Consider the following 26,850-nt stretch of genomic DNA (forward strand, 5'->3'; position numbering starts at 1 on the left):
ACTCACGGGGCTGAGGCCCCCGCCGTTGAGGAGTCCCGCAAGCACCACGGCGCCTGCGGCGCCGACCTGGACCACCTTGGAGCCGCTGCGTTTGCCACGCGCACTCGAGATCTCCGACACGGCGACCCACGTGCCCAGAAGCTCGCTGTAGACGGTACGGTAGAACTTGTTCATGGTGGGGTGAGGACAGGCGTGTGGCCGGTAGTGTTTGCTTAAGTGCTATTTGTAAAAATATGTACAAACGATGTAACTAGTTCACAGGATTCTCCCATAGGTCACGGAAAAAGCATGCGGAAATTTCCGATGAGTCTCTTGTAAAGCATTGATTTGATTGATTTTTGAGGAAAAAATCACGTGCCGACAAGGAGATAGATATATCGGTTTCTACGTAGAGATTCCTGAAAAGTGATTCAATATGTAACTAATACGCGATTTTTCGCCTCTTTCCTGACATCTTTGGTGACCGATTTCACGAAAAACGTCACTTTCGGATTAATACCGTGATCCGGCTCACGCCCGGCCTTCCAGGGGCGTGGAGTCGGGAAAATGCGTTGGGATGAGGAGACACGGGCAGGTCGGGAGCCCGTCATCACGGCTGGCGGGCGCAGCCCGGCTGCGCGCGGGCATGGGCACCCCGCGCGCTGCGGTTTGGCTGGAAAGAGGCGAGGGGGGTTTAGCCGCCCGTTGCCGGGAGCAGGCCTGCCAGCAGGCTCAAACGGGTCTGGAAAGACCGTTGCTGAGCCGTGACCGGGTCCGTGAAATGCACGGATTTCGCGAGGAGCTGCAAGGGCCGGCTGTAGTCGTCGTCGGGTGTGGGATGCACCGGCGGGTAGATCCTGTCGTTGAGGATGGGAATACCCAGGGCATGCATATGCACCCGCAACTGGTGTTTCTTGCCGGTGACGGGGCTCAGCGCGTAGCGGGCCCAGCCGCCGCCGGCTTGCAGCACACTGATGTGGGTTTCGCTGTTGGCGGGGCCCGGCGCTTCCTGCTGCCGGAAGAAGGGCTCGCCCTGCACGATGCGGCTTTGGCGAAGCAGCGGAAAAGCAATGTCTTCACGCCATGGCGCGATGGCCTCGTAGTGTTTGGCCACCTCGTGGCGCCTGAACAGCGCCTGGTAGGCATCGCGGTCGGCGGGCCTGACCGAAAACAGCACCAGGCCGGCGGTTTCGCGGTCTATGCGGTGCAGCGGCGCCAGGCCATCCAGGCCCAGGTGATTTTTAAGGCGCACCAGCAGCGTTTCCTGCACATAGTGGCCCGAGGGCGTGACCGGCAGGAAATGGGGTTTGTCGGCCACGACCAGGTGCTCGTCCTGGTACAGCACGCTGGCCTCGAAGGGCACGCGGGGCTCGTCTTCCAGCGCGCGGTAGTAGTACACGCGCATGTGGCCGCGGTAGGGCCGCTCAGCGGTGACGGGCACGCCGAACTCGTCGGCCACCAGGCCGTCCCGCATGCGCTGCAGCCAGGTTTCACGCGTGATCGCGGGAAAGCGCTGCACCAGGAAGTCGGTGATGCTGGGCCAGTCGCCTGCCGGCAGGCCCACGCAGCTGGGGCTGACCCCGTCGCGGGTCGGCAGCCCATGGGACGGCTGGCCGTTCACGCCGGCACGGGCGGGCATTCAGACACGGGTGAACACCACGTCCCAGACGCCGTGCCCCAGCTTGATGCCGCGGTTTTCGAATTTCGTCAGGGGCCGGTAGGCCGGCTTGGGCGCGTAGCCGCCCTGGGCAGCATCCGCCGTGTTGCGCAGCAGCGGCTCGGCGCCCAGCACCTCGAGGATTTGCTCGGCATAGGGCTGCCAGTCGGTGGCGCAGTGCAGGTAGCCGCCGGGTTTGAGGCGGGCGGCCAGCTTGGCAACCAGCGGCGCCTGGATCAGGCGGCGCTTGTTGTGCCGTTTTTTGTGCCAGGGATCGGGAAAGAAGATGTGCACGCCATCCAGGCTGGCCGGCGGCAGCATGTTGTCTATCACTTCAACGGCGTCATGCTGCAGGATGCGGATGTTGGCCAGGCCCTGTTCGCTGATGCGCTTGAGCAGCGCGCCCACGCCGGGGGTGTGCACCTCGCAGCACAGAAAGTTTTTCTCGGGCATCAGCGCGGCGATGTGGGCCGTCGCCTCGCCCATGCCAAAGCCTATCTCGAGGATGGTGGGGGCCGAACGCTGGAACATGGCCTCGAAATCCGCCGGCTGCGCCGTGTAGGGCAGCAGGAACTGCGGGCCCACATCGGCAAAGGCCTTGGCCTGGCCGACGGTGGTGCGGCCGGTGCGGCGCACAAAACTGCGGATGTTGCGGGGAGCGCCCGGTTCGGCGGCCGCGCTTTCGACAGGGTCAGCGGGGAGGGGGCGGGCGGGGTGGGGGAGTTGGTATCTGTCACCGGTTGATTTTAAGGCGGGCTGCCCACAGCGGCACGGCCTGCCCCAGCCAGTCCTGCGGCGTGGCAGCACTGGCCAGCAATGGCAGGCCCAGTACCGCACCTGCCTGCCGCAGCGCGGCAAGCGGCTGGGAAGTGTCCAGCGCCTGCGCGCCGTTCTGTTTGGAGAGCTTTTCGCCGTTGGCGCCCAGCACCAGCGGCGTGTGCAGGTAGCGCGGCTGGGGCAGGCCCAGCGCGCGCTGCAGCAGGATTTGCCGCGCCGTGTTGTCGGCCAGGTCCTCGCCGCGCACGATGTCGGTAATGCCCTGGGCCGCGTCGTCGACCACCACGGCCAGCTGGTAGGCCCACAGGCCGTCGGCGCGCTTGAGCACGAAGTCGCCCACCTCATGGGCCACGTCCTGCGACTGCGGGCCCAGCAGGCGGTCCTGCCAGCGGATGGGCGCGGGGGCTCGCGTGTCCAGCCGCCAGGCGCGCGCGGTACGGCCGTGCAGGCCATTGCGGCAGGTGCCGGGGTAGACCAGTTCGCCATGGCGTTCGCGCGGCTGGCCTGAAGCCGCCAGTGCGCGCGCGATGTCCTGGCGCGTGCAGGCGCAGGGATAGGCCAGCCCGCGGGCGACCAGCGGGTCCAGCGCCTGCTGGTACAGCGCGCCGCGCTGTGATTGGTAGACGGGCGGCTCGTCCGGCAGCAGGCCGCATTGGGCCAGTTGCTCAAGAACCGTCTGGTCGGCGCCGGGCACGCAGCGCGGCGTGTCCACGTCCTCGATGCGCACCAGCCAGCGGCCCTGGTGCGCGCGGGCGTCCAGCCAGCTGGCCAGGGCGGCCACGAGTGAGCCTGCGTGCAGCGGGCCGGTCGGAGAAGGGGCGAAGCGGCCCCGGTATTCGGCCTCCACGCCGATTTCGCTCCCGGCGTTCAGGCCAGTTCAAGAGCCATTTCAAGGCCCGATATAAAGCCTTCTTCCACGCGATGCCCCAGGCACCAGTCGCCGCAGGCGCCTATGCGGGATTTGGCGTCCCATGCGTGGGTTTTGCCCAGCGGCTGCAGCGTCTGGGCGTGGCGCCAGCGGTGCACCACGGCATGGGGCGGCGCCGCGCGTATGCCGGTGACTTCGGTAAAGGCCTTGAGCAGCTTGGCCTTGACGCGTTCGGCGTCGTCCTCGAGGTGGCGCTGCGACCAGTCGGGGCTGGCCTGCACGGTCCAGCGTTCAATGGGGCTGCGGCCGGGCTTGGACGACTCGCGCGCCAGCCAGGCGATGCGGTGGTGGGTGCTGCGCGCCGCGTTCCAGTGGGGGCCCAGGTGCGCCATCGTGGGCTGCATGGCCTGGGGGAAGGCCAGCATCAGCGTCCAGCAGGGCGCCACACTGACCTTGGAGAGTGCTTCCATCAGCGGCTTGCCCTGTTGCGAGCTCAGCAGCAGGGCGTGCGCCTGCGGCGAAGGCAGGGCCAGCACCACGTCGTCAAAGCCCGAATGCACCCGGCTGCCGGCGCCCGGGCCTTCGGTCTGCAACTGCCATTGTTCGGGGTGCAGCTTGTCGCGTTCCAGCCGCAGCACCTCGGTCTCCAGCAGCAGGCGGCCCGCGGCCGCCAAGGGCTGGGCCCATTGGCGCAGCAGCGCATTCATGCCCGGCGTGGGGACCCAGTGCGCCTCCTTGGGCGGCAGTGCCGAGGCCACGACACGGCCCAGCTCGTCGAGGATGCGCACGGTGTTGGCACTCCAGGGCCGCACCAGCCCGGGGACCGTGGCCAGGGCTTTTTCGAAACGCGCGTCGCGCACGGTGAAATACTGCGCGCCGTGGTCGAAGCCGCCGAATTCGCTGTCCCGCGTGGCCATGCGCCCGCCGACTTCGCGGCTTTTCTCGAACACCGTGACCTGGTGGCCGGCCTGCGCCAGCGTGCGCGCGCAGGCAATGCCGGTGATGCCCGCGCCTATCACGGCGATGCGGCGGCCGGCCGCGGATTCAGGGAGGGGGAGGCTGGTGTTTTTTGTCATGTCTTTGTGTGCTTTTTGGATTTGATGAATGAGGCGCCTTGCCGCTTTCGCGGGCAATTCACGGCCCCCCGGCCTGGGTCATCACGTCTGAACCATAAACGAAAACGATAAGAAGCTCTAAGCACACTCTACACGCAGGCGCGGCCGCCGCGCCCGGATTGCGGGGCGACTACGGGTTTTCACAGGGACTGCTCGCGTTCCAGCAGCGCTTTTCGCGTGGCCGCGCTCTCCAATTGCTTGAGCCACCACTGCAGCGCGCGGCCCTCCTTGCCGTCGGGCGCGCGCAGCCAGGCATAACTCATGGGCACCTGGCGCGGGGCGCGCTGCATGCGTTTTTCCACCAGCCGGCCGGTGGCGACATGGGGGCGCGCCAGGTATTCCGGCAGGAAGCCGCCGCCCAGGCCGCGCAGCTGCGCCTGGAGTTTTTCCTGCATGCCGGGCACGGTGAAGATGTCCTGCCCGCCCAGCAGCCCGACCGTGACGCCGCTGCCGCGCTGCACCGAATCGGCCACGGCCACGGCGCGGTGCGGCATCAGCATGGCGTCGGTCACGGGCTCGGGGGCCTGCGCCAGCGGATGGTGGGGCGCGACCGCGTAAATGAAATGGATGCTGCCCAGGGTCTTGTGCTGCACCGCGGTATTGACGGACGGCTCTATGGCTACGCCTATGGCCAGGTCGGCCTGGCCCGAGGTGAGCGCCTCCAGCGTGCCCGACAGCGCCTCCTCGCGCAGGCGCAGCCGGGTGGGCGGGTTCAGCGCGAAAAAAGCCTCGCACAGTTCCATCACCGTGGTGCGCGAAATCACGCTGTCCACCGCCAGCGTGAGCTGCGGCTCCCAGCCGGTGGCCACGCGCTTGACCCGGTTGGCCACGGCATCGAGCTCGGCCAGCAGGCGGTTGCCCTCGCGCAGCAGCTCCTTGCCGGCCTCGGTCAGTTTGGCCTGGCGTGAGGAGCGGTCGAAGAGCAGCACGTCCAGCGCGTCTTCCACCTGGCGTATCCGGTAGGTCAGGGCGCTGGGCACCAAGCCCAGCTCGCGCGCCGCCGCCGCCATGCTGCCGGCGCCGTGGATCGCGCCTATCAGGCCCAGGGTTTCGGGCGTCAGGGCGTCACGCACCCGGTTGTTGATCGTTGCCATAAGAATGATTCAAATAATTTGAATGATGCCATCAAAGCGCAGCAATGGAAAGCCGGGGTCCCAGGCCTACATTGGAGTCATCGCCAACGCATCTCAACCAGCTCGAAAGGAGCACCTCATGATGACCTTAAGAACCTCCAGCGAACGCGGCTACGCAGACCACGGCTGGCTCAAGTCCTTCCATTCCTTTTCCTTCGCCGGTTATTACGACCCGGAGCACATGGGCTTTGGCAACCTGCGCGTCATCAATGAAGACCGCATCGCGGCCGGCCGCGGCTTCGGCACGCACGGCCACCAGAACATGGAAATCATCAGCTATGTGCTGAGCGGCGAACTCGCGCACAAGGACAGCCTGGGCAATATCAAGGGCATCCCGCCCGGCGACGTGCAGCGCATGAGTGCCGGCACGGGCGTGCAGCACAGCGAGTTCAACCATGCGGACGGCCAGACCACGCACTTCCTGCAGATCTGGATCGAGCCCAATGTGACCGGCATTCCCCCCAGCTATGAGCAAAAGACCTTTGCCGAGGCCGAAAAACGCGGCGCCCTGCGCCTGGTGGCATCACCCGACGGCGCCAAGGGCTCGGTGCTGATCCACGCCGATGCGAGGCTGTATGCGGGCCTCTTCGACGGCGCGGAAAGCGCCACGCTGGAACTGAGTGCGGCGCGCAAGACCTATGTGCACCTGGTCCGCGGGCAGCTCGAAGTCAACGGCCAGGTGCTCAAGGCCGGCGATGCCGCCATGCTGCAGTCGCAAGCCTCGCTGCAACTGGCCCATGGCCGGGACGCCGAAGTGCTGGTGTTTGACCTGGCACCGTAACCCACACCCAGGGCGAGCGCGAATGCGCATAAGCGCACGGCGCTTGCCCGGAGTGTTTTTTTCATCCATGATTTCCCCGTTAACTTACCTATAAGGACTCACCATGCTCAATTCCCTGCAAAACCCTCTCTCCCTGGTCGGCCGCGTGCTGCTGGCTTTGCTGTTTGTGCCCGCGGGCTTCAGCAAGATCGCCGGCTTCGCCGGAACGGCCGGCTACATCGCCTCCAAAGGCGTGCCGCTACCCGAAGTCGCCGCGGCTGCCGCGATTGCGATTGAGCTGGGACTGGGCCTGCTGCTGCTGGTCGGCTTCATGACGCGCTGGGCCGCGCTCGGCATCGCCTTCTTCACCGTGGTGATCACCTTCATCTTCCACAACTACTGGGGCGTGCCCGCCGAGCAGGCCATGATGCAGCAACTGATGTTCTTCAAGAACATTGCCGTGGTCGGCGGCCTGCTCACCGTGGCGGCCTGGGGTGGCGGTGCCTGGAGCGTGGACGCCAAGATCAAGGGTTAATCCTCGAAAAAACAGGGCTGCGGCGGGGGCTTTCACGCCCGGGCTGCAGCCCTTTTATTTGGCCTGGTTTCAAATTTCATTCTTCTTCCGCGAAAGATATTGAATGCCCAAAGTTGTCGTGATTTACCACTCCGGCTACGGCCACACCCAGCGCATGGCGCAGTCGGTGGCGGCAGGCGCCGGCGCCGAACTGCTGGCCATAGACGCCGACGGCAACCTGCCCGAAGGCGGCTGGGAGACGCTCGATGCCGCCGACGCCATCATCATGGGCTCGCCCACCTACATGGGCAATGTGAGCTGGCAGTTCAAGAAGTTTGCCGACGCCTCCTCCAAACCCTGGTACAGCCAGGCCTGGAAAGACAAGCTCTTCGCCGGCTTCACCAACAGTGCCGCGATGAACGGCGACAAGCTGTCCACGCTGAACTACCTGTTCACCCTGGCCATGCAGCACGGCGGCATCTGGGTCAGCCAGGGCATGCTGCCCAGCAACAGCAAGGCCGCGCTGCGCAACGATGCCAACTACCTGGGCTCCTACAGCGGCGCCATCGCGCAGTCGCCCTCCGATGCCGGCGCCGGCGAGATGTTGCCCGGCGACCTGGAAACCGCCCGCAGCTTCGGCGCGCGTGTCGCCGCCGTCGCCGCGAAATTCGCCGCCTGATTTTTTCCTTGCCCACAGGAACCCCATGACCATAGAACTCCAGCGAGACCTCGGCGCGGCCATGGCCCAGCAGGTGCATGTGCGCAGCCATGCCCTCAGCGCCGACGTCAGCGAAGCCGAAGGCGGCGCCGACACCGGCCCCAGCCCGCACGACCTCTACGACGCGGCGCTCGGCGCCTGCAAGGCCCTGACCGTGATGTGGTACGCCCGCAAAAAAGGCATCCCGGTCGAGGACATCCACACACGCATAGAGCGCGACGACTCGCAGGAACGCAGCGGTGTCTACAAACTCTCAGCCAGGCTGCAGATCAAGGGCGCCCTGAGCGACGCCCAGCTGCAGGAGCTGCACGCCGTGGCGCAGAAGTGCCCGGTGCACAAACTCATGACCACCGTCACGACTGAAATCACCACCGAACTGGAGCGCCTGCCATGAAGCTTGCCCTGAAACTCACGGGCCACCACAAAGACCTGGGCGGCGGCTTTATGGTGCGCCGACTGCTGCCCGCCGCGCAGCAGCAGTCGGTCGGCCCCTTTATCTTTTTTGACCATTTCGGCCCGGTGACCGAGCAGCCCGGCACCAACCACGACGTGCGGCCGCATCCGCACATCGGCCTGGCGACGGTGACCTATTTGTTCGAGGGCGCGATGATGCACCGCGACAGCCTGGGCTCGGCCCAGCGCATAGAGCCCGGCGCCATCAACTGGATGACGGCCGGCCGCGGCATCGTGCATTCGGAGCGCGCGCCTGAAGACCTGCGCGGCAGGTCTTACGTGAACCACGGCCTGCAGCTGTGGGCCGCGCTGCCCAAGGAGTTTGAAGAAACAGCGCCCGGCTTTTCCCACACGCCGGCAGAGGCGATTCCGGCCACCACGGTGGACGGCGCCGCGGTGCGCGTCCTGATCGGCGAGGCTTTCGGAAAGACTTCGCCGGTCAAGACTTTTTCCAGGACGCTGTACCTGGATGTGGCCCTGGCCGCCGGCGTGCCCTTCATGCTGCCGTCACTCGCGGAGCAGATGGCGATTTATTCGGTGGATGGCGACCTGATGGTGGACGGCGAGCCCCTGGCCATGCACACCCTGGCGACGCTGGCGCCCGGCGCGGCGGTGCAATTGAGCGCGGCTGTGCCAACCCGCCTGGTGGTGATAGGCGGCGATGCGCTCGATGCGCACCGCTTTATGTGGTGGAACTTTGTCTCCAGCCGCAAGGAGCGCATCGTGCAGGCCGGCGAGGACTGGGAAGCGCAGGCCATGGGCCAGGTGCCTGGCGAGACCGAATTCATTCCGCTGCCGGAACGGAAATTTTCGGCGAGCTGAGTCCGCGCCCGATCAGCTTCGCAGGTCGCGCGCCAGCCGCAGGCCGCTGAACTGCCAGCGCGCATCGGGCGGAAAGAAGTTGCGGTAGCTCGCGCGCATATGGCTTTGCGGCGTCGCGCAGGAGCCGCCGCGCAGCACAAACTGGTTGCACATGAACTTGCCGTTGTACTCGCCGACCAGGCCTTCCCAGGGCTTGTAGCCGGGGTAGGGGTTGTAGTTGGACTGCGTCCATTCCCACACGTCGCCAAACATCTGCGCGGGCAGGCCGCGGCTGCCTTCCTGCTGCGGCAGCGGGTGGAAAGCCGATGTCTCCACAAAGTTGCCTTGAGGCGCGGCGCCTGCCGGCAGGCCGCGCGCGGCGAGCTCCCATTCAAACTCGGTCGGCAGGCGGGCGCCGGCCCAGCGCGCAAAAGCGTCGGCTTCAAAATAACTGAGGTGGCAGGCCGGCGTGTGAGGGTCCACTTCAATCAGGCCTTGCAGCGTGAAGTGCTGGTAGCCGCCCTCGCCACCCTGCCAGTAAAAGGGCAGGCTGACCTTGTTTTCCGCGACCCAGTCCCAGCCCATGGACAGCCACAGCTCGGGGCGCTGGTAGCCCTTGTCGGCGATAAAGGCCATGATCTCGCCGTTGGTCACCGGCCGGCTGGCCAGCTCGAAGGCCGCAACATAGGCCTTGTGGCGCGGCGTTTCGTTGTCAAAGGCGAATTCGCCGTCGCGCGCGGCATCGTAGCCATGCTCCACCAGGCCGGCCTCATGGCGCAGCCATTCCACCGGCTGCGGGTGTATGCCGGCCAGCGGCCAGCGGCTTGCATAGGCCGGTCGCGCGGGGTTGAAGGACAACGCGTGCTTGATGTCGGTCAGCAGCAATTCCTGGTGCTGCTGCTCGTGGTGCAGGCCCAGGGTCACGAGTTCCTCGAGTTCCTGGCGCCGCGCGTTGTCGGCGCCGGCCTCGACCGCGTCAATCACCGCCAGCATCCGCTGGTTGACCTGCGCGCGGTAGGCCAGCACCTCGTCCAGCGAGGGCCGGCTGATCAGGCCGCGTTTGGGCCGCGGGTATTTGTCGCCCACGCCGTTGTAATAGCTGTTGAACAGCACACGAAAGCCGGTGTCGAAAGGCGTGAAGCCGGGCTCAAAACGTTCGAGGATGAAGGTCTCGAAAAACCAGGTCAGGTGGGCCAGATGCCATTTGGCGGGACTGGCGTCGGGCATGGACTGCAGCTGGCAGTCTTCCGGGCTCAGGGGCTGTACCAGCGCTTCGGTCTGTTGGCGCAGGGCGATAAAGCGCCTGGCGAGCGGAGACAGGGAGGTGTGGGCAGCCTGCTGGCGTGCGGGGGAAGTGTCTGTGGGCATGGTGGCTACCGTAAAAAGAGACGGCTGGCAGACGTGGGACGTTGTGGGACGCGAACGACTCAAAAGCTTCGCACGGGGTTTTGGGCTCAGCTGTCGGACAAGAGCCCGAAAACTTCGGGCCTGCGGGCAGACGGCGGTGAGTTCAAAGGCTTCATGGGCGGATTGACCTGGGGTTTGAGCGCCGGGTCCAGCGCGCGGCGTTCGTCAAACACAAAACATTCACCGTCAAAATGCGCGTGCCCGCTTTCCTCGAAGTACTTGAGGATGCCGCCGTCCAGCTGCCAGACGTTCTCCACCCCGGCTTCGCGCATCAGGATGGCGGCCTTTTCGCAGCGTATGCCGCCGGTGCAAAAGCTCACCACGGTCTTGCCGGCCAGCTCCTGTTTGTGCGCCTGCAAGGCCTCGGGAAACTCGGTGAATTTGCGGATGCGCCAGTCGATGGCGTTGCGGAAAGTGCCGACGTCGGCTTCAAAGTCGTTGCGCGTGTCCAGCGTCACCACGGGACGGCCCGTGTCGTCGTGTCCCGTGTCCAGCCAGCGCTTGAGCGTGGCGGCGTCCACCGCCGGCGCGCGGCCGGCCGCGGGTTGCACGGCCGGGTGGTTCATGCGGATGATCTCGGGCTTGACCTTGACCAGCAGCTTGCGAAAAGGCTGGGCGCCGGACCAGCTTTCCTTGGCCTGCAGGTCGGCAAAGCGCGCGTCCTGTTTCAACCATGCCAAAAAATCATGAATATCGCCAGCCGGGCCCGCCAGGAAGAGGTTGATGCCTTCTTCGGCCAGCAGCACTGTGCCCTTGATGGCATGGCCCTGCAGCCTGCCCGCCAGGCTGGCTTGCAGCGCCTCGGGCTGGGCCAGCGCGACGAATTTGTAGGCCGCAATGTTCAGGATTTGCATGATGCGATCGATTGTAGGCAGGCATGCAAGGCCTTGCACCAGCCGGTGAAGTCTCAGCGGACAGACCCGGCCCTAAAATGGCCCCTATGTTTGTTCATTTGCGTCTCCACACCGAATTTTCCGTCGTCGACGGCACCAACCGCATCGATGAAGTCGTGGCCGCAGCGGCCGCCGATGGGCAACCGGCGCTGGCCATCACCGACCTGAGCAACCTCTTCGGCACCGTCAAGTTCTACAAGGAAACCCGCGGCGCGGGCGTCAAGCCCCTGATAGGCGCCGACATCTGGGTGCAGGTGCCGGGCAAGGACGCCGGCACGCCCGCCGCCCGCCTGCTGCTGCTGGTGCAAAGCCGCCAGGGCTACCTGAACCTGTCCGAGATCCTCACGCGGGCCTGGACCAAAAACGTGGTGCGCGACCAGGCGGTGGTCAAGCTCGAATGGCTGCAGGAACTGGGCGAAGGCCTGATCGCCCTGTCGGGCGCGCAGGGCGGCTCCGTGGGGCAGGCCCTGCTGCAGGGCGACAGCGCCCGCGCCGCGGAATGCGCGCTGTATTTCGCGGGCCTGTTTCCGCACCGCTTTTACCTGGAACTGCAGCGCGCCCAGCGGCCCGATGACGAGCGCCATGTGGCCGCCGCCGTCCAGCTGGCGGCGCGGCTCAAGCTGCCCGTGGTGGCCACCCACCCTGTGCAGTTCCTGACCTACGACGACTATGAGGCGCATGAAGCGCGCGTCTGCATCTCCGAAGGCGAGATCCTGGGCAACACGCGGCGCGTGCGCAAGTTCACGCGCGAGCAGTACTTCAAGTCGGCCGAACAGATGCAGGCGCTGTTCGCCGACGTGCCCACGGCCCTGGCCAATACGCTGGAGATCGCCAAGCGCTGCAACCTCACGCTGGAGCTCGGCAAGCCCATGCTGCCGGACTACCCGACGCCGGAGGTGGGCGGCGTGCGCATGCCCATCGACGAGTATTTCCGCCAGGCCTCGTTTGATGGCCTGGAAGAGCGCCTGGCCCACCTGTACCGCGATGCGGCCGTGCGCGACCAGAAGCGGCCCGAGTACGTGAAGCGGCTGGAGTTCGAGATCAACACCATCCTCAAGATGGGTTTCCCCGGCTACTTCCTGATCGTGGGCGACTTCATCAACTGGGCCAAGAACAACGGCTGCCCGGTCGGGCCGGGCCGGGGCTCCGGCGCGGGTTCGCTGGTGGCCTATTCGCTCAAGATCACCGACCTGGACCCGCTGCAGTACAACCTGCTGTTCGAGCGCTTCCTGAACCCGGAGCGGGTGTCCATGCCCGACTTCGACATCGACTTCTGCCAGAGCAATCGCGACCGCGTGATCGATTACGTGAAGGACAAATACGGCAAGGACGCGGTGAGCCAGATCGTGACCTTCGGCACCATGGCGGCGCGCGCCGCCATCCGCGACGTGGGCCGCGTGCTGGATTTTCCCTACGGCTTTTGCGACGGCATTTCCAAGCTCATCCCCAACAAACCGGGCCAGCACATCACGATTGAACAGGCGAAAGAGCAGGAGCCCGTGCTCGCCGAGCGCGAGCGCAAGGAAGAGGACGTTCAAACCCTGCTGGCACTCGCGCAGAAACTCGAGGGCCTGACCCGCAACGTCGGCATGCATGCCGGGGGCGTGCTGATCGCGCCCAGCAAGCTGACCGATTTCTGCCCGCTTTACGCCCAGCCGGGCAGCGACTCCGCGGTGAGCCAGTTCGACAAGGACGATGTGGAGGCCATTGGCCTGGTCAAGTTCGACTTTTTGGGCCTGGCCACCCTGACCATCCTGGAGATCGCCAGGGAATTCATCATCGCGCGCCACCCGGCCCAGAAAGACTTCAAGTTCGAAGACCTGCCGCTCAACGACCGCAAGGTCTACGAACTCTTCGGCCGGGGCCAGACCGAAGCCGTGTTCCAGTTTGAAAGTATCGGCATGCAGCGCATGCTGAAAGACGCCAAGCCGGACCGCCTGGAAGACCTGATCGCGATGAATGCGCTGTATCGCCCGGGGCCCATGGAGCTGATCCCGACCTATATCGCGCGCAAGCAGGGCAAGGAAGTACCCGAATACCCGGACCCGCGCGTCAAGGCCATCCTCGAGGAGACCTACGGCATCATGGTCTACCAGGAGCAGGTGATGCAGACCGCGCAGATCCTGGGTGGCTACTCGCTGGGCGGCGCCGACTTGCTGCGCCGCGCCATGGGCAAGAAGAAAAAAGAGGAGATGGACGCGCAGCGCGCGATCTTCCGCAAGGGCGCGGGCGAGGGCGGCCTCAGCGAGGAAAAGGCCGACGAGGTCTTCGACTTGATGGAAAAGTTCGCGGGCTACGGCTTCAACAAGTCGCACTCCGCCGCCTATGCGCTGCTGGCCTACCACACGGCCTGGCTCAAGGTGCACTACACCGCCGAATTCTTCGCCGCCAACATGACGGTGGAAATGGACGACACCGACAAGCTCAAGGTGCTGTTCGGCGACGCGCAGAAGATGGGCATACAGTTCGAGTCGCCCGACATCAACCGCGGCGACTACCGCTTCGAGCCCATCAGCGCGACCTCGGTGCGTTACGGCCTGGGCGCCGTCAAGGGCACCGGCCAGCAGGCGATTGCCGCGATCGTCGCGGCGCGCAAGGAAGGCGGCCCCTTTACCTCGCTCTACGATTTTTGCGTGCGCGTGGACCGCAGCCGCCTGAACAAACGCACGGTGGAAGCCTTGATCAAGGGCGGCGCCTTCGACAACCTGCAGCTCAACCGCGCCTCGCTGCTGGCCTCGGTGGACCGTGCTTTTGAGTTCGCCGCCGCGACCGAGGCCAACGCCAACCAGGGCGGGCTGTTCGACATGAGCGACTCGCACGCCGCCAGCACCCAGGAGCCGCCGCTGGTGGAGGCCATGCCCTTCGGCGTGAAAGCGCGCCTGGTGCAGGAAAAAACCGCGATCGGCTTTTACCTCTCGGGCCATTTGTTCGACGAGGTGGAGACCGAGGTGCGCCAGTTCGCCAAACGCAAGATCGAGGACCTGATCGACTCGCGCGAGCCGCAGTTGCTGGCCGCCATCCTGAGCGACCTGCGCATCATCAACGGCAACCGCGGCAAGCTGATCATCTTCAAGCTCGACGACAAGACCGACGTGCTCGAAGCCTCGGTGGACGAGGCGCTGTTCAATGCCAACCGCAACCTGCTCAAGGACGACGAACTGGTGATCGTGCAGGGCACGTTGCAGGGCGCGTCCGAGCGCTTTGGGCGCCGCTTCAAGGTCACCCAGGTATGGGACCTGGAAACCGCGCGCTGCAAATTCGGCAAGTACCTGCGCGTGGCCGTCAACGGCAGCGCGCCCGATATCTCACGCATGGTCAGGGACTTCCCACCGCGCCGCGAAATGTCGGAGCAGGGCGAGATCAGCCGCGGCCTGCCGGTGCGCCTGAGCCTCAGGCGGCAAAACGAGGTGGGCGGCGCGACGGCCGAACTGCACCTGGGCGAAGCCGCAAAATTCTTCCCAACCGATGCGGCGCTGGCCAGCTGGATGGCGCAGGCCGACAGGGGGCTGGTGCAGATCGTTTACGAGTGAGCCGGGCCGCCCATGCCCATGGGCTCCGACAAGGCCGAGGCCTGTGTTGACGCCTGGCTCTAGTTGTGCGGCTTTATTTCCAGGATCAAGGTGGTGTCGGGTATCCGGCCGTCGACATCCTTGGGCATGACCCGGGTTCGGATGATGGCGTTGATAGCCGCCTCATCCCAGGCCTTGTTGCCGCTGGATTGAATCATGCGCTGGCTGATGATGGTGCCGTCCAGTGTCACGCGTACTTCCACCTTGGAAGTTGGATTGCCTTGAATTTCCTGTGTGAACACGATGTTTGGCATGACCACGGCCCTGACGATGGCTCCATAGGTCGTGGAACCGCCGCTGGATTTTTGCGCCGTACCCTTGGAGTCAGCATTGCCCGTGGCGCCGGCCATGCCGGTGATGCGGCGCAGGTTCTCCTGGCGCTGTTTTTCGGCGGCAGCCTGGGCCGCCTTTTGCTGGGCAGCGTCCTTGTTGTCCTTCTGGGCTTCGAGTTTTTTGGCGTCTTCCGCGGCCTTGCGTTTAGCCAGGTCTTCCTTGGCCTTCTTGTCGGCGGCTTTTTGTTTTTCCAGCTCTTTGTCTTTCTGGGCCTGCAGTTCAGCTTTCTGCTTTTCTTTCAGGCGCTCGGCCTCGGCCTGTTTTTGTTCCTGCGCGAGCTTGCGTTTCTTTTCCTGCTCCAGCGCAATGTCCACCTTGGGCGCGGGCGGCGGCGGGGGTGTCCTGGCTTCCGGGGTGGGCGTTGGCGGGGGAGGGGGCGGCGTGGGCACTTCGACCGGTTTGGGCGCGGCCTGCTGGGCCGGAACGTTGGTCCACAGCTCGGCCTGGAAGGCAACGTCGGGCGTGCTGCGTTTCCAGTTGACGCCCCAGGTCAGGGCGGCGATCAGCAGGGCATGGGCGAGCAGCGCCAGCGCGAAGGCGCGGCCCGACCCGCCGTCCCGGGGCGGGAGGAAGTCTAGGCGGTCTGCGGCGCTGGGCATGGCGGGTTGCGGGCGGCCTGCTGGCTACTTGCTGCCGGTCTGCACCGACAGGCCCACGCGCGAGACACCGGCTTTTTGCAGGTTGTCCATGACCTGGACCACGGTTTCGTATTTGATGGATTTGTCGGCGCTGATGACCACGGGCACGGCCTGCGCGCCCTCGGCCTTCACGCCCGGCTCCAGTTTCGCGATATCGGCCGCGACGTTGCGCACATTGCTGGGCACGCTGTCGGTCTTGATCTTGATCTGCACGGCTTCATCCTTGCCGATCTGGATCTGCACCGGGTTTTGCGGCTGGCTGGGCGCCCGGCCGACCTTGGGCAGCGCGATCATGCTGGGCGTGATCAGCGGCGCCGTCACCATGAAGATGATGAGCAGCACCAGCATCACGTCGATGAAGGGCACCATGTTGATCTCGCTGATGGTGCGCCGGCCGCGGCCCCGGCGGGAATTGACTGCTGGCATCGCTGTCTCCTCGTAGCTCAGTGGCCGGAAGGCGAGTGCGCGCCCAGGTTGCGCTGCAGGATGTTGGAGAACTCCTCGATGAAGGTCTCCAGCCGGTTGGCGACGCGGTCTATGTCGTGCGAGAAGCGGTTATAGGCGACGACGGCCGGAATGGCCGCGAACAGGCCGATGGCGGTGGCCACCAGTGCCTCGGCAATGCCGGGTGCCACCGTGGCCAGCGTGACCTGCTCCAGGGCCGCCAGGCCGGTGAAGGCGTGCATGATGCCCCAGACCGTGCCGAACAGGCCCACGTAAGGCGATACCGAGCCGACGGTGGCCAGGAAGGACAGGTTGGACTCGATGGCGTCGAGCTCGCGCTGGTAGCTCGCGCGCATGGCGCGGCGCGCGCCGTCCAGCAGCGTGCCGGGGTCGGTGATGTGGCGCTCGCGCAGCTTCTGGTATTCACGCATGCCGCTGGCAAAAATCCGCTCCATCGCACCCGAATGCTTGGCGTTTTGCGCGGCACCGGCGAAGAGGTCGTTCAAGCTGGTGCCCGACCAGAACTCGCGGTCGAATTCGTCGTTGAGTTTCTGCACGCGCTTGAGCGCGACGATCTTGCGGAAGATCGCGGCCCAGCTGGCGATGGACACGCCGACCAGCAGCGCCACGACGGCCTGCACGACCCAGCTGGCGTTGAGGATGAGGCTGACGATGGACAGGTCTTGGTTCATGTTGTGGCCGTATCGGTTTTTAAGCTGTCAAGAATGGAAGCCGGAATGCGCCGTGGCTGAAGGCTGGCGGCGTCGACCCAGCCGATCCTGATGGTTCCTTCGCAGAGCAAGGGTGCCTGCTCTGTTTTTAATAGCACCTGCTGGCTGATTATCATGGACGCACGGCCGGCTTCGACCAGGCTTGCCGTAACAATCAGTTCATCGTCCAGCCGGGCGGAACGATGGTAACGGATGCTGGTTTCCGCGACCACGAAGATGCCGCCCGTGCTTTCCCGCAGGCGCTGCTGTTCAATACCGAATGATCTGAGCCATTCGGTGCGCGAACGTTCAAAAAATTTCAGATAGTTTGCGTAAAAGACGATACCGCCCGCGTCGGTGTCTTCCCAATAGACCCTCAGTGGCCAGCTGAATGTGGCCCCCACGCTTTTCACTTCGTGTAATACGCTGCCCCCCGAGGGGGGCGCTGCGCCTGCGGTCTGGCGAAGCCAGTCCCGCGGCCCCTGCTTGAAAGGATTGCCGTCTTCGGTTGGCTTGATCTTCTTCTGGCTAGGCAAGGACAAGCTCCAGACGGGCCACGGCTTCCTGCAGCTGCGCCATGGAATTGGCCGTGGAAAAGCGGATGAATTGTTCGGGTGCCGCATGGCCGAAATCGCGGCCCGGCGTGACGGCCAGGTGGGCGCGCTTCATGAGTTCGAACGCGAAGTCCCAGCTGCCGCTCACGCCCAGGCGCGCGGCGGCCCGGGTGCAGTCGGCATAGGCGTAGAAGGCGCCGTCGGGCATCACCGGCACCGTCAGGCCCAGGCGATTCAGTTCGGGAATGAAGTAGTCGCGGCGCGCCTTGAATTCGGCGCGGCGGCGTTCGTATTCCCGCAGGCTTTCGGGCTCGAAGCAGGCCAGCGCCGCATGCTGGGCCACGGTGCTGGGGCAGATGAAGAGGTTTTGCGCGATGCGCTCTATCACCGGCGCCAGTGCTTCGGGCACCACCAGCCAGCCCAGGCGCCAGCCGGTCATGTTGAAGTATTTGCTGAAGCTGTTGATGCTGATCACGCTCTGGCCCAACTCGCCGGGCATGGCCAGGGCCGAATGGCCGAAATGCTCTTCGTAGCTCAGGCCCAGGTAAATCTCGTCGATCAGCGTGATGCCGCCGCGGCCGTGCACGAACTCGTGGATGCGCTGGAGTTCTTCGGGCGCGATGGAGGTGCCGGTGGGGTTGGAGGGCGAGGCCAGCAGCACGCCGCGTGTTTGCGGCTTCCAGGCGGCCTCGACCTTTTCGCGGGTGAGCTGGAAGCGTTCGGCCGCGGTGGCCGGCACCAGCACCGCATTGCCTTCGGCGGCGCTGACGAAATGCCGATTGCAGGGATAGCTGGGGTCGGGCATCAGGATTTCATCGCCGGCCTCGATCAGCGCCAGGCAGGCCAGCTGCAGCGCGGCCGAGGCGCCCGCCGTGATGATGATGCGGCCGGGCGCGACTTGAGCGCCGAAACGCGCGGCGTACCAGGCGCTGATGCGCTCGCGCAGCGCCGGCAGGCCGGTGGCCTGGGTGTACTGCGTGTTGCCCTGCGAGATCGCGCGGGCGGCGGCCTCCTGCACCAGGGGCGGCGCGGTGAAGTCGGGCTCGCCGATGTTCAGGAAGATCATGGGCCGGTCGCTGTGGGCGAATTCCTGCGCCAGCGCCGAGGCCGCCTTGGCGACCTCCATGACATAAAACGGCTCAATGCGTTGAGCCCGCCGGGCGATTTTCACGGCAGGCCTTTCACCGGGCTGCTTGTCGGGCTTTGTCGGCGGCGACTTCGGCGGCGCGAAGGGCGGGCGCCATCTTGTTAAGCACGCCGTTGACGTATTTGTGGCCGTCGGTGCCGCCGAAGGCCTTGGCCAGTTCGATGCACTCGTTGATCACGACGCGCCAGGGCACATCCAGGCAGTGGGTGAATTCGTAGGCGCCTATCCACAGCACCGCGTGCTCGATGGGCGAAATCTCGGCCATGGGCCGGTCCAGCAGGGGAACAATGCCGGCGTCCAGCGTTTTGGCGTCGGCGATGCAGCCGTGCAGCAGCGCGTCATAGTGGGCCGAATCGGCCTTGTGAAAGCCCGCGAGGTCGCGTGTGAAGGCGTCTATCGAGTCGGCCTCGTTGCGGCCCACCAGGTGCTGGTAAAGGGCCTGCAGGGCGAATTCGCGCGCGCGCGTGCGCGCCGATTTGTCGGCGGCTTTTTTGACGCCGGTATCGGTCAGGCCGGTGCGGGTCTGCGGCGGGCGTTTGGGTTTGATGATGGGTTCAGCCATGAAAAGTGCCAGTCAGGTTAAGGGGGTGGGCGCAGTGCTCGGCAAGCGGCTTGGCGCGCTCAGGCAATTTCATTGATCAGGTTGGCCATTTCGACGGCCACGCGCGCGGCGTCGCGCCCTTTTTCCTCCTGGCGGGCCTGGGCCTGCGCGAGGTTTTCGGTCGTCAGGATGGCATTGGCGATGGGCAGCTGGTAGTCCAGCGCCAGGCGCGTGACGGCGGCGCCGCTTTCATTGGCCACCAGCTCGAAGTGGTAAGTCTCGCCGCGGATGATGCTGCCCAGGGCGATCAGCGCGTCGTACTTGTCGCTTTCGGCCAGCGCCTGCAGCGCGCAGGGCACCTCCAGCGCGCCGGGCACCTTGACGTGGCGAATGTTGTCCTCGTGCACGCCCAGGGCCGCGAGTTCGTGCTTGCAGGCCTCGGCCAGAGCGTTGGTGACGCTTTCATTGAAGCGCGCCTGCACGATGCCTATGGAAAGTTTTCTGCCGTCCAGTTTGTCGGCCGTACCTTTTTCTGCTCCGAACACGGTGATTCCCTTTTGATTGATTTATAGGTTGACGGGCTGGCGAAAAGCTCAGTCCCGGGTGATGTAGCCGACGATTTCCAGGCCGTAGCCCGTCATGCTGGGCATGCGGCGCGGGTTGCCCATGAGGTTCATGCGGTGCACGCCGCATTCGCGCAAAATCTGCGCGCCCACGCCGTAGGTGCGCAGGTCCATGCGGCCGCGCTCGGGCGCCTGGCTGGCGCGCGCCGTGCCTTCGAACTGGGCCAGCAGCTGCGCGGCGCTTTCGCCGCAGTTGAGCAGCACGGCCACGCCCCGGCCTTCATCGGCGATGTGCTTGAGGCTCTGGTCCAGGCTCCAGGAGTGCATGGGGCGGCCGGTTTCCAGCACGTCCAGCACCGACAGCGGCTCGTGCACGCGCGCGGCCACGATGTCATCGGCCGACCATTCGCCTTTGACCAGGGCCAGGTGCAGGCCCTGGCTGGGTTTGTCGCGAAAGGCGTGGGCGGTGAACTCGCCGAAGGCGGTCTGCAGCGTGCGGCAGCCGATTTTTTCGACCAGGGAGTCGTTGCGGCTGCGGTGCTCGATCAGGTCGGCGATGGTGCCTATCTTGAGGCCGTGCTCGGCCGCGAAGACCAGCAGGTCGGGCAGGCGGGCCATGGTGCCGTCGTCCTTCATGATCTCGCAGATCACGGCGGCCGGCGAGCAGCCGGCCATGCCGGCCAGGTCGCAGCCGGCTTCGGTATGGCCGGCGCGCATCAGCACGCCGCCGTCCACCGCCTGCAGCGGGAAGATGTGGCCGGGTTGCACCAGATCGCTGACCTTGGCGTTTTTGGCGACGGCGGCCTGCACGGTGCGGGCCCGGTCGGCGGCGGAGATGCCGGTGGTCACGCCTTCGGCGGCTTCGATGGAGACGGTAAACGCCGTGGAATGTTTGGTGCCGTTGCGCGTCGCCATGGGCGGCAGCTGCAGCAGCTCGCAGCGTTCGCGGGTCAGGGTCAGGCAGATCAGGCCGCGGCCGAAACGCGCCATGAAATTGATGGCCTCGGGCGTGACGTGGTCGGCCGCGAGCACCAGGTCGCCTTCGTTCTCGCGGTCTTCCTCGTCGATCAGGATGACCATGCGGCCGGCGCGCATGTCGGCGACGATGTCTTCAACAGGGGAAATGGCAGTGCTCATGGTTCAGGGCTTTTTGAGTGTGTTGTTGTGGGTGTCGCCCAGCATGCGCTCGACGTAGCGCGCGATCAGGTCGATTTCGAGGTTGACCTGGGAGCCGGCGGCCAGCCGGCCCAGGGCGGTGTTCTGCACGGTATGCGGAATCAGGTTGATGCTGAGTTCCGTGCCTTCGGCCTGGTCGGTGACCCGGTTGACCGTGAGGCTCACGCCGTTGACGGTGATGGAGCCCTTGTAGGCCAGGTATTTGCCGAGTTCGCGCGGGGCCAGTATGCGCAGCTCCCAGCTTTCACCGACCTCGGCGAAATGCGTGACGCGGCCGATTCCGTCGACATGGCCCGAAACGATGTGGCCGCCCAGGCGGTCATGGGCGCGCAGGGCTTTTTCGAGGTTGACAGTGCCGGTTTCGGCCAGGCCCGTGGTTTTGGCCAGCGATTCGGCGGAAATGTCGATGGTGAAGCGGTTGAGGGGCAGGTCCAGCGTGGTGGCTGTCATGCAGGCGCCGTTGAGCGCGATGCTGTCGCCCAGGCCCACGTCGTCAAGGTAACCCGCAGGCGCCTCGATGGTGAGCCGCTTGCCGTGGTCTGAAGAGCTGCCCAGGCTTTGGATGGCGACGATGCGCCCCAAGCCGGTAATGATTCCGGTAAACATGCGCTATTTTCGCAGGGATTCAGGCCGGGGCGTGGGGAAAGGCCACTATTGCCCTGTAAAAGCGGCCCAGGCCGCATCAAACCTGGTTAGAACTGATCCCGACCCACGCCGCGGGCCAGCACGCGCAGGTCGGGGCCTACCCTCTCGGCGGACTGGAACTGCAGGGCCACGGCATCGCTGAGCTGCTCCAGGGGGCCGATGGAGGCCATGCCCATACCCGGGCCCAGCAGCCTGGGCGCGAGGTAGACCAGGAATTCGTCGACCAGCCCTTCGCGGACCAGGGAGCCGTTGAGCTTGCTGCCGGCCTCTATGTGCAAGTCGTTGATTTCGCGGCGCGCCAGGTCCTTCATCATGGCGGCCAGGTCCACTTTTCCGCGGGCGCCGGGCAGGCAGGTTATCGTGGCGCCTTTGGCCGTCAGGGCGGCCTCTTGTGGCGCACCCTGAACCGCGGTGTAAATCCACACCGGTCCGCCGGCCTCGAAAATCTTCGCGTCCAGTGGTGTCTGCAGCAGGCTGTCGACGATCACGCGAAAGGGCTGCCGTGGCGTATCCACCAGCCGGACATCCAGCCGGGGATTGTCCTGCAGCACCGTGCCTATGCCCGTCAGCACGGCGCCGGCCCGGGCGCGCCAGGCATGGCCGTCGGCCCGGGCTTCGGGCGAGGTGATCCATTGGCTTTGTCCGTTGGCCAGGGCGGTGGCGCCGTCCAGCGAGGCGGCGATTTTCATGCGCACCCAGGGGGCCCCCCGAACCATGCGGCTGAAGAAGCCGATATTCAGTTCCCTGGCCTCCGCGGCGCCCGCGCCCACTTCCACCGCGACGCCGGCTGCGCGCAGGCGCTCAAAGCCCTGGCCGGAGACCAGCGGATTGGGGTCCGCCATGGCGGCGACAACTTTGCGGATGCCCGCGGCAATCAGGGCGTCGCAGCAGGGGCCGGTGCGCCCATGGTGCGAGCAGGGCTCCAGGGTGACGTAGGCGGTGGCGCCCTGGGTGGAGTGACCCTGGGCCGCCGCATCCCGCAAGGCCATGATTTCCGCATGGGGGCCGCCGGCCTCTTGCGTGTGGCCGGTACCTATGGTTTGTCCCGCGGCGGACACCAGCACACAGCCAATGCGCGGATTGGGCGATGCGCTCAAGGGCGCCTTGGCCGCGGCCTGCAGGGCGGTCTGGATGAATTCGAGGGCGGAGGCTGTATGGATGGGCTGCTGCATTGTGTCCCGCTGCGGCCTCATCAGGGACGGGGCCTAGTGCTTTAACGCCAACATTCCGCGATCAGGGCGGCGGTCGCGCCTGCGGCGGTGATGCCTTTGGCCCCCGACTGCGTCATGGTGAAGCCGCCGCACTTGTCGTTGGCCATGCTGGCTGTGCTCAAAGGACGCATGATAAGCGTGAATGTGCTCGCAGTGGCGGTGCTGGGACCGGCGCCGGTGTTGGAGATCGCATAGAGCTGGGTACCGTCGGCCGGTGATCTCAGCAGGGCGGGCGGCATGGTGGCCCAGATGGTCTGGGCGCCCGTGCGGTCCGCGTCGTAGCGGTCGTTGGCCGCGTAGAAGCGCTGCATGTACTGGGCAGCCTGCGAGAGCGCCGATCGCGCCGCGGCACGGTTGCCGCGCGCGATGTAGCTCTGGTAGGAGGGTAGGGCGATCGCGACCAGCACGCCGACAATCGCCACCACGACCATGATCTCAATCAGCGTAAAGCCCGCCGAGCTGGAGTTTCTTTTCGATTTGGACATCATGGGTTGATTCTCTTTGTAAAAGCAGCGATTTTCAAGCTTAGTTGGCACGCGGGAACAGTTGGCGCCACGAACGGTTCAGGACGGAGCCTGGGCATTCGCCGGGGTGGGCGGCGCGGTAAGCGGCGCTGCTGCAGTTGGCTGTCGTGCATTCGCTGGGATGCGCCGCAGCGTAAGCCGCGTCGGCGCAACTGCCGCATTCCGACACGTGGGCCACCGCATAGGCCGGGTTGGTGCAGTCCTGGGGCGGGGGTGGGTTGCCGGTGCGGACCTTGATGTGGCCGCTGGAGTTCTGCACGTCCTTCACCCCGGTGTCTTCACCAATCGAGTTGAGGATGGTCAGGACCACGTCCGTACCGTCGGCCAGCGAGGTGTAGGCGCAGACATTGGCATCGCTGCCGTTGATTTGTCCGTCGGCATTGGTGTCCAGCGTGCCGCCCGCGCGGCAAGAGGCTGTCAGGGGATTGATGTAGAAGCTCAAGGCATTGCTGGTAGAGGCCAGGCAGCTCGATGAGCTGGCCTGGGGCGCGACCGTATCGATTTTGACGATATCGCCCTGTATCTGGAGCGGATAGATGTCCCGTTGGCCTGTGAACACATTGAGGGGCAGTTTCCAGCCGCGCCGTGTGGCCCAGTCAAGGCTGGTGACCGCCGGGTTGTTGAAGCTCACGGTGTAAAAGCCCGTGACGCCGCCGCCGTTGATGGTGTTGCCCGTGGTCGGGTCTATGCCGACCGTGACGGCTGTGGCCTTGAGGACCTCCAGCTGGGAGTCAAGAACGGTGTCGGTGCCCGTCGAACCGAAGGGCTTTTTGTCCCACAGGCCATAGGCCGCCTGGACGGGCGTCGTGACGGCGGGATCGCCGGCTTCAAACAGCTTGCCGGTCGCCACGGAAACCAGGTAGCTTGGCAGGAAGCTGGGTTGGTCGACCCGCTCAAGGACAGCCGGTTGGGCGGTGATGGGCAGGGGTGTGACGCCGTTCAGCGCGGTGAAGAGCGCGACGCCGCCGTTGCCCAGGCCCCAGGCGGTGCTGGTGGCGCCGCTCAGGTCGAATTTCCACAAGCGGCCTTGCAGGTCGCCGGCATAGGCGCCGATGATCTGTTGTTTGGCGTTGTACACCAGGCGCACGCCACCAAGTCCATTGGCGAGCGTGTTGTCGGTCTTGATTTCCTTGAGCAGTTTGCCGGTGCCGGTTTCGACGATGAAGAGGCTGGCTTTGGCGGATTTGCTGTCGTAGCCGTTGCCGAAGATGGTCACCCAGTCGCCGCTGACCGTGATGCCGCTCTGGGGCGTGCTCAGCACACTGCCCAGTTCCGCGAACGAGGTGGTGGAATTACCCGGCATCACCGGGAATGCCGGGTCCGGATTGAGTTCCCACAAAACCGCCTTGCCGTTCATGTTGATGGGGTCGGTGGCGTTCAGCGCGAAGACGGACTTGGCGCCGGCGCCGGTGGTGCCTATGACCAGGTTGCGCCATCCCGTCGACGTGCCGCCGGCGGTCAGGTTGGGGGTGGTCAAATAGGCGTCGACCTCGGTCAACGGGCCGTCCACCGAGTAGGTGTGGGCATAGGTGTAGCCGCTGTCGGTCAGGGCTTCCAGTTTTCCGAGCACGGAGCGTGGGACATAGGCAAAGAGTTCGCGGCCACCGACGGCGGCGCCGTTGCCTTCGCCGAAGGCGTGCAGCATGCCGTCATTGGCGCCCACAAACAGCACGCCTTCGGGGCGCGCCGCCTTGGCGGCCATGTAGGCGGCATAGGTGGTCAAGCCCGGGGTGGATGCCGGCAGCTTCTCATACTGGGGGTTGGTATTGTTCTTGATGAAGGACGGTGTCGAGTTGACGATGTCGCCCAGAATCGCGGGCCGCTTTCTCATGCCGGCGCCTTCCTTGGTCCGCACGCCGCGCAGGTAGTCCACGATGTCCGAGGTCACCGCATTGCTCATCTGCATATTGGTGTTGGTGCCCTTCAGGCTGTTGGCCGCCGTGGTGATGTTGGCATAGGTGAAGTCCAGGCCTTGCTTGGCCGCGTCGGTCCAGACGACGATGTTGCGCGAAGCCGGCGCGGGCAGCGTGGTGACGCCTGTAGGCTGGCCGTTGCCGTCGGTGGCGATGACCTGCCATGCCACACCGGCGCTGTCGCCGTTGGCGGTCAGGTTGACCATCTGCACATTGCCCCACCAGGTTCCGCTGGTGTAGTAAGGCACAAATTTCTTGGTGCCCGCGGTCAGTGTCACGGCGGACGCCGCCACACCGGCTTGCGAGAACTGCTGGCTCGCGATACTGCCGATGACGTTGCCCAGGTCGGTCGCGAATTGTTGTGCATCGGTCACCGTCAGAAAGTCGCCGCCGCCGTTGTGGGCCGCGTGGCGCATGTCGTCAATCGTTGTGACGGTGTTGAGCACGGGCGTGGCCCAGTTCAGGTTGCCGAGCTTGGCGCTGGCCACTTCGGCATTGGTCATCTGGCCCGGGGCGCCGAAGCTGACCATATAGCTGGTCATGTTCTGCCAGAACGGCGGGGCGGAGGGATCGCCGGTGCCGTTGTCATTCGCGAGGTCGCCGCGCAGGTCGGTGACCCAGTATTTCAGCGCGATGTCGGCCAGCGTGTCGGCGGTGCCGCTGGTACCGTTTGCCTTGTCCGATTTGCCGCGGTTGCGGATGTCGGTCTTGTCGCCTGGCTTGTACTGGTAGGTTTTGGTCGAGTCCAGCGCATGGGTGTATTTGGTTCCCAGTGTGCTGTCGACATCACCTACGCCCCCCGGCGCGGCATCGGTGTAAAAACCGTCGGTGATCAGCATGGAATAGGAGCGGCGGCAGGACAGGTGGCTGGCCGCGGTTTCACCGGCAGGCGGTGACCAGGGTTTGGATCCCCACGGCCCGCTGTTGGCATTGTTCTGGTAGTACTTGCCGACTCTATCAAGCGCGCCGCGCAGCGGCGTGCCGCCACTGGCAACGCGTGCGTCAAGCCAGGCGTAAAAGGCGGGTTTGGCGACGCCAAAATCCGTCATCGTATTGGGCGTACCGTTGATGTCGCCATAGGCCAGCCGAAAGTTGTCCGCCTGGCTCACGAAGGCTGCGGACAGGCCGGTCTTTGCCGAACTGATACGGTCTATGTGGTACTTACGCCAGTTCGCAATGTTCTGGCGTTCTTCGGCAAACGTGCAGGTGGCACCAGCGCAGTCCGTGCGGGTGCCGCCATGCGGCCCAAACGGGTTGGTGCTGCCGCTGCCGGCAGTATTGGAGCCATTGAGCTGGAACTTGCTCGTCGTGACTTTGTAGCTGTCGTAATTTCCGGTATTCGAGAGGGCGGCGGACGTGGTGAAGGTTGTCGGGTCGACGCCTGCTTTGGGCAGGAACATGGTCACGACCGAGGTGTTATCCACTGCGGCGTTCCCTTGAAGAACACCTCCGACATAACCTGGTGCATAGAGTTTTTTGGGGTTGTAAAACAGCAGGTTGTTGACGGGGGAGCTTTGCCGGGGGTCGCCGCTGCCAATGCAATCCACATGAAAGCCCGGGATGCTGGTGGATCCGGGGGACTCGGCGAGCAGCGCGGCGCTGACATGCTTGGCATAAACGCATTCCCAGTCCATGGAGCCCGAGGTATCCAGCACCAGCGCGATATTGGGCCTGACGTTCACGGTTTTGGACAGCAGCGGCTCTTGCGCGACGACCGCGAACGAGCTGTCCGCCGCGATCAGCGCGGCCGCGTAAAACGCGACGTTGCGCATAAAGGAAAATTTCATGGCCAGGCCTTTCATGCTCG

25 protein-coding genes and 1 pseudogene are annotated in these 26,850 nt (G+C 65.2%); 6 read left to right on the plus strand and 20 right to left on the minus strand.

Features of this window, described 5'->3' with window-relative positions:
- Positions 1–90: 90 nt before the first annotated feature.
- From ACEN9P_RS19485 to ACEN9P_RS19510, 6 genes and pseudogenes are all read right to left on the minus strand, one after another.
- Positions 91–174 (minus strand): annotated as a pseudogene (locus ACEN9P_RS19485) (ESPR domain-containing protein); the annotation flags it as partial.
- Positions 175–673: 499 nt separating this feature from the next.
- On the minus strand, positions 674–1,618 hold the full coding sequence (locus tag ACEN9P_RS19490) for an RluA family pseudouridine synthase (RefSeq protein ID WP_495620208.1): 945 nt from the start codon (positions 1,616–1,618) through the stop codon (positions 674–676).
- The gene (gene trmB, locus ACEN9P_RS19495; protein WP_495620209.1) at positions 1,619–2,272 is read right to left on the minus strand and encodes a tRNA (guanosine(46)-N7)-methyltransferase TrmB; all 654 of its coding nucleotides are present in this window, start codon (positions 2,270–2,272) and stop codon (positions 1,619–1,621) included. It abuts the gene before it with no gap.
- Positions 2,273–2,369: 97 nt separating this feature from the next.
- A complete protein-coding gene (gene gluQRS, locus ACEN9P_RS19500; RefSeq protein ID WP_495620210.1) occupies positions 2,370–3,260 on the minus strand; it encodes a tRNA glutamyl-Q(34) synthetase GluQRS in 891 nt (296 codons plus the stop codon).
- Between the two features lie 20 nt (positions 3,261–3,280).
- Positions 3,281–4,357, minus strand: coding sequence for an NAD(P)/FAD-dependent oxidoreductase (locus ACEN9P_RS19505; RefSeq protein WP_495620211.1), 1,077 nt, complete (start codon positions 4,355–4,357; stop codon positions 3,281–3,283).
- A 179-nt stretch (positions 4,358–4,536) separates the two neighbouring features.
- Complete coding sequence (locus ACEN9P_RS19510) at positions 4,537–5,490, minus strand: LysR family transcriptional regulator (protein ID WP_495620212.1); 954 nt, start codon at positions 5,488–5,490, stop codon at positions 4,537–4,539.
- A gap of 118 nt (positions 5,491–5,608) precedes the next feature.
- On the opposite strand from ACEN9P_RS19510, the gene ACEN9P_RS19515 reads away from it, so the two are divergent.
- The 5 genes from ACEN9P_RS19515 to ACEN9P_RS19535 all read left to right on the plus strand — a co-directional run bounded on the left by ACEN9P_RS19515 (position 5,609) and on the right by ACEN9P_RS19535 (position 8,796).
- On the plus strand, positions 5,609–6,310 hold the full coding sequence (locus ACEN9P_RS19515; RefSeq protein WP_477664019.1) for a pirin family protein: 702 nt from the start codon (positions 5,609–5,611) through the stop codon (positions 6,308–6,310).
- A 103-nt stretch (positions 6,311–6,413) separates the two neighbouring features.
- Positions 6,414–6,824, plus strand: a complete 411-nt coding sequence (locus ACEN9P_RS19520) for a DoxX family protein (protein WP_007872570.1) — start codon at positions 6,414–6,416, stop codon at positions 6,822–6,824.
- A 103-nt stretch (positions 6,825–6,927) separates the two neighbouring features.
- Positions 6,928–7,482, plus strand: a complete 555-nt coding sequence (locus ACEN9P_RS19525) for a flavodoxin family protein (protein ID WP_477664020.1) — start codon at positions 6,928–6,930, stop codon at positions 7,480–7,482.
- A gap of 25 nt (positions 7,483–7,507) precedes the next feature.
- On the plus strand, positions 7,508–7,915 hold the full coding sequence (locus ACEN9P_RS19530) for an OsmC family protein (RefSeq protein ID WP_477664021.1): 408 nt from the start codon (positions 7,508–7,510) through the stop codon (positions 7,913–7,915).
- Positions 7,912–8,796, plus strand: a complete 885-nt coding sequence (locus ACEN9P_RS19535) for a pirin family protein (RefSeq protein WP_495620213.1) — start codon at positions 7,912–7,914, stop codon at positions 8,794–8,796. The genes ACEN9P_RS19530 and ACEN9P_RS19535 overlap by 4 nt, the downstream gene beginning before the upstream one ends.
- Before the next feature lie 12 nt (positions 8,797–8,808).
- On the opposite strand, the gene egtB is transcribed toward ACEN9P_RS19535, so the two are convergent.
- Entirely contained in the window at positions 8,809–10,143 is a 1,335-nt protein-coding gene (egtB, locus tag ACEN9P_RS19540) for an ergothioneine biosynthesis protein EgtB (RefSeq protein ID WP_495620214.1), read from the minus strand.
- Between the two features lie 86 nt (positions 10,144–10,229).
- Complete coding sequence (locus ACEN9P_RS19545; protein WP_495620215.1) at positions 10,230–11,036, minus strand: sulfurtransferase; 807 nt, start codon at positions 11,034–11,036, stop codon at positions 10,230–10,232.
- A gap of 86 nt (positions 11,037–11,122) precedes the next feature.
- On the opposite strand from ACEN9P_RS19545, the gene dnaE reads away from it, so the two are divergent.
- On the plus strand, positions 11,123–14,605 hold the full coding sequence (gene dnaE, locus ACEN9P_RS19550; protein WP_495620216.1) for a DNA polymerase III subunit alpha: 3,483 nt from the start codon (positions 11,123–11,125) through the stop codon (positions 14,603–14,605).
- A gap of 59 nt (positions 14,606–14,664) precedes the next feature.
- Here the strand turns inward: dnaE and tolA are convergent, their stop codons facing one another.
- From tolA to ACEN9P_RS19610, 12 genes are all read right to left on the minus strand, one after another.
- A complete protein-coding gene (gene tolA, locus ACEN9P_RS19555; RefSeq protein ID WP_495620217.1) occupies positions 14,665–15,576 on the minus strand; it encodes a cell envelope integrity protein TolA in 912 nt (303 codons plus the stop codon).
- Between the two features lie 24 nt (positions 15,577–15,600).
- Complete coding sequence (locus ACEN9P_RS19560; protein ID WP_477664027.1) at positions 15,601–16,041, minus strand: biopolymer transporter ExbD; 441 nt, start codon at positions 16,039–16,041, stop codon at positions 15,601–15,603.
- Positions 16,042–16,058: 17 nt separating this feature from the next.
- The gene (gene tolQ, locus ACEN9P_RS19565) at positions 16,059–16,751 is read right to left on the minus strand and encodes a protein TolQ (protein ID WP_477664028.1); all 693 of its coding nucleotides are present in this window, start codon (positions 16,749–16,751) and stop codon (positions 16,059–16,061) included.
- The gene (gene ybgC, locus ACEN9P_RS19570; protein WP_495622200.1) at positions 16,748–17,182 is read right to left on the minus strand and encodes a tol-pal system-associated acyl-CoA thioesterase; all 435 of its coding nucleotides are present in this window, start codon (positions 17,180–17,182) and stop codon (positions 16,748–16,750) included. Before ybgC ends, tolQ begins: the two co-directional genes overlap by 4 nt.
- A gap of 115 nt (positions 17,183–17,297) precedes the next feature.
- On the minus strand, positions 17,298–18,494 hold the full coding sequence (locus tag ACEN9P_RS19575) for a pyridoxal phosphate-dependent aminotransferase (RefSeq protein ID WP_477664029.1): 1,197 nt from the start codon (positions 18,492–18,494) through the stop codon (positions 17,298–17,300).
- A 10-nt stretch (positions 18,495–18,504) separates the two neighbouring features.
- Complete coding sequence (nusB, locus tag ACEN9P_RS19580; protein WP_074575392.1) at positions 18,505–19,032, minus strand: transcription antitermination factor NusB; 528 nt, start codon at positions 19,030–19,032, stop codon at positions 18,505–18,507.
- A gap of 59 nt (positions 19,033–19,091) precedes the next feature.
- Positions 19,092–19,556, minus strand: a complete 465-nt coding sequence (ribH, locus tag ACEN9P_RS19585; RefSeq protein ID WP_495620218.1) for a 6,7-dimethyl-8-ribityllumazine synthase — start codon at positions 19,554–19,556, stop codon at positions 19,092–19,094.
- A gap of 48 nt (positions 19,557–19,604) precedes the next feature.
- Entirely contained in the window at positions 19,605–20,711 is a 1,107-nt protein-coding gene (ribBA, locus tag ACEN9P_RS19590) for a bifunctional 3,4-dihydroxy-2-butanone-4-phosphate synthase/GTP cyclohydrolase II (RefSeq protein WP_495620219.1), read from the minus strand.
- Between the two features lie 3 nt (positions 20,712–20,714).
- Positions 20,715–21,356: a riboflavin synthase gene (locus ACEN9P_RS19595; protein WP_495620220.1), complete on the minus strand. Its 642-nt coding sequence runs from the start codon at positions 21,354–21,356 to the stop codon at positions 20,715–20,717.
- 86 nt (positions 21,357–21,442) lie between these two features.
- Positions 21,443–22,567, minus strand: a complete 1,125-nt coding sequence (ribD, locus tag ACEN9P_RS19600; RefSeq protein WP_495620221.1) for a bifunctional diaminohydroxyphosphoribosylaminopyrimidine deaminase/5-amino-6-(5-phosphoribosylamino)uracil reductase RibD — start codon at positions 22,565–22,567, stop codon at positions 21,443–21,445.
- 41 nt (positions 22,568–22,608) lie between these two features.
- Positions 22,609–23,094 carry a type IV pilin protein gene (locus ACEN9P_RS19605; protein WP_495620222.1) on the minus strand — a complete coding sequence of 162 codons (486 nt, stop codon included), beginning with the start codon at positions 23,092–23,094 and terminating at the stop codon, positions 22,609–22,611.
- Between the two features lie 37 nt (positions 23,095–23,131).
- Positions 23,132–26,830 carry a pilus assembly protein gene (locus ACEN9P_RS19610; protein ID WP_495620223.1) on the minus strand — a complete coding sequence of 1,233 codons (3,699 nt, stop codon included), beginning with the start codon at positions 26,828–26,830 and terminating at the stop codon, positions 23,132–23,134.
- Between the last annotated feature and the right edge of the window lie 20 nt (positions 26,831–26,850).

It is taken from the genome of Polaromonas sp. Polasp52 (assembly GCF_059491565.1).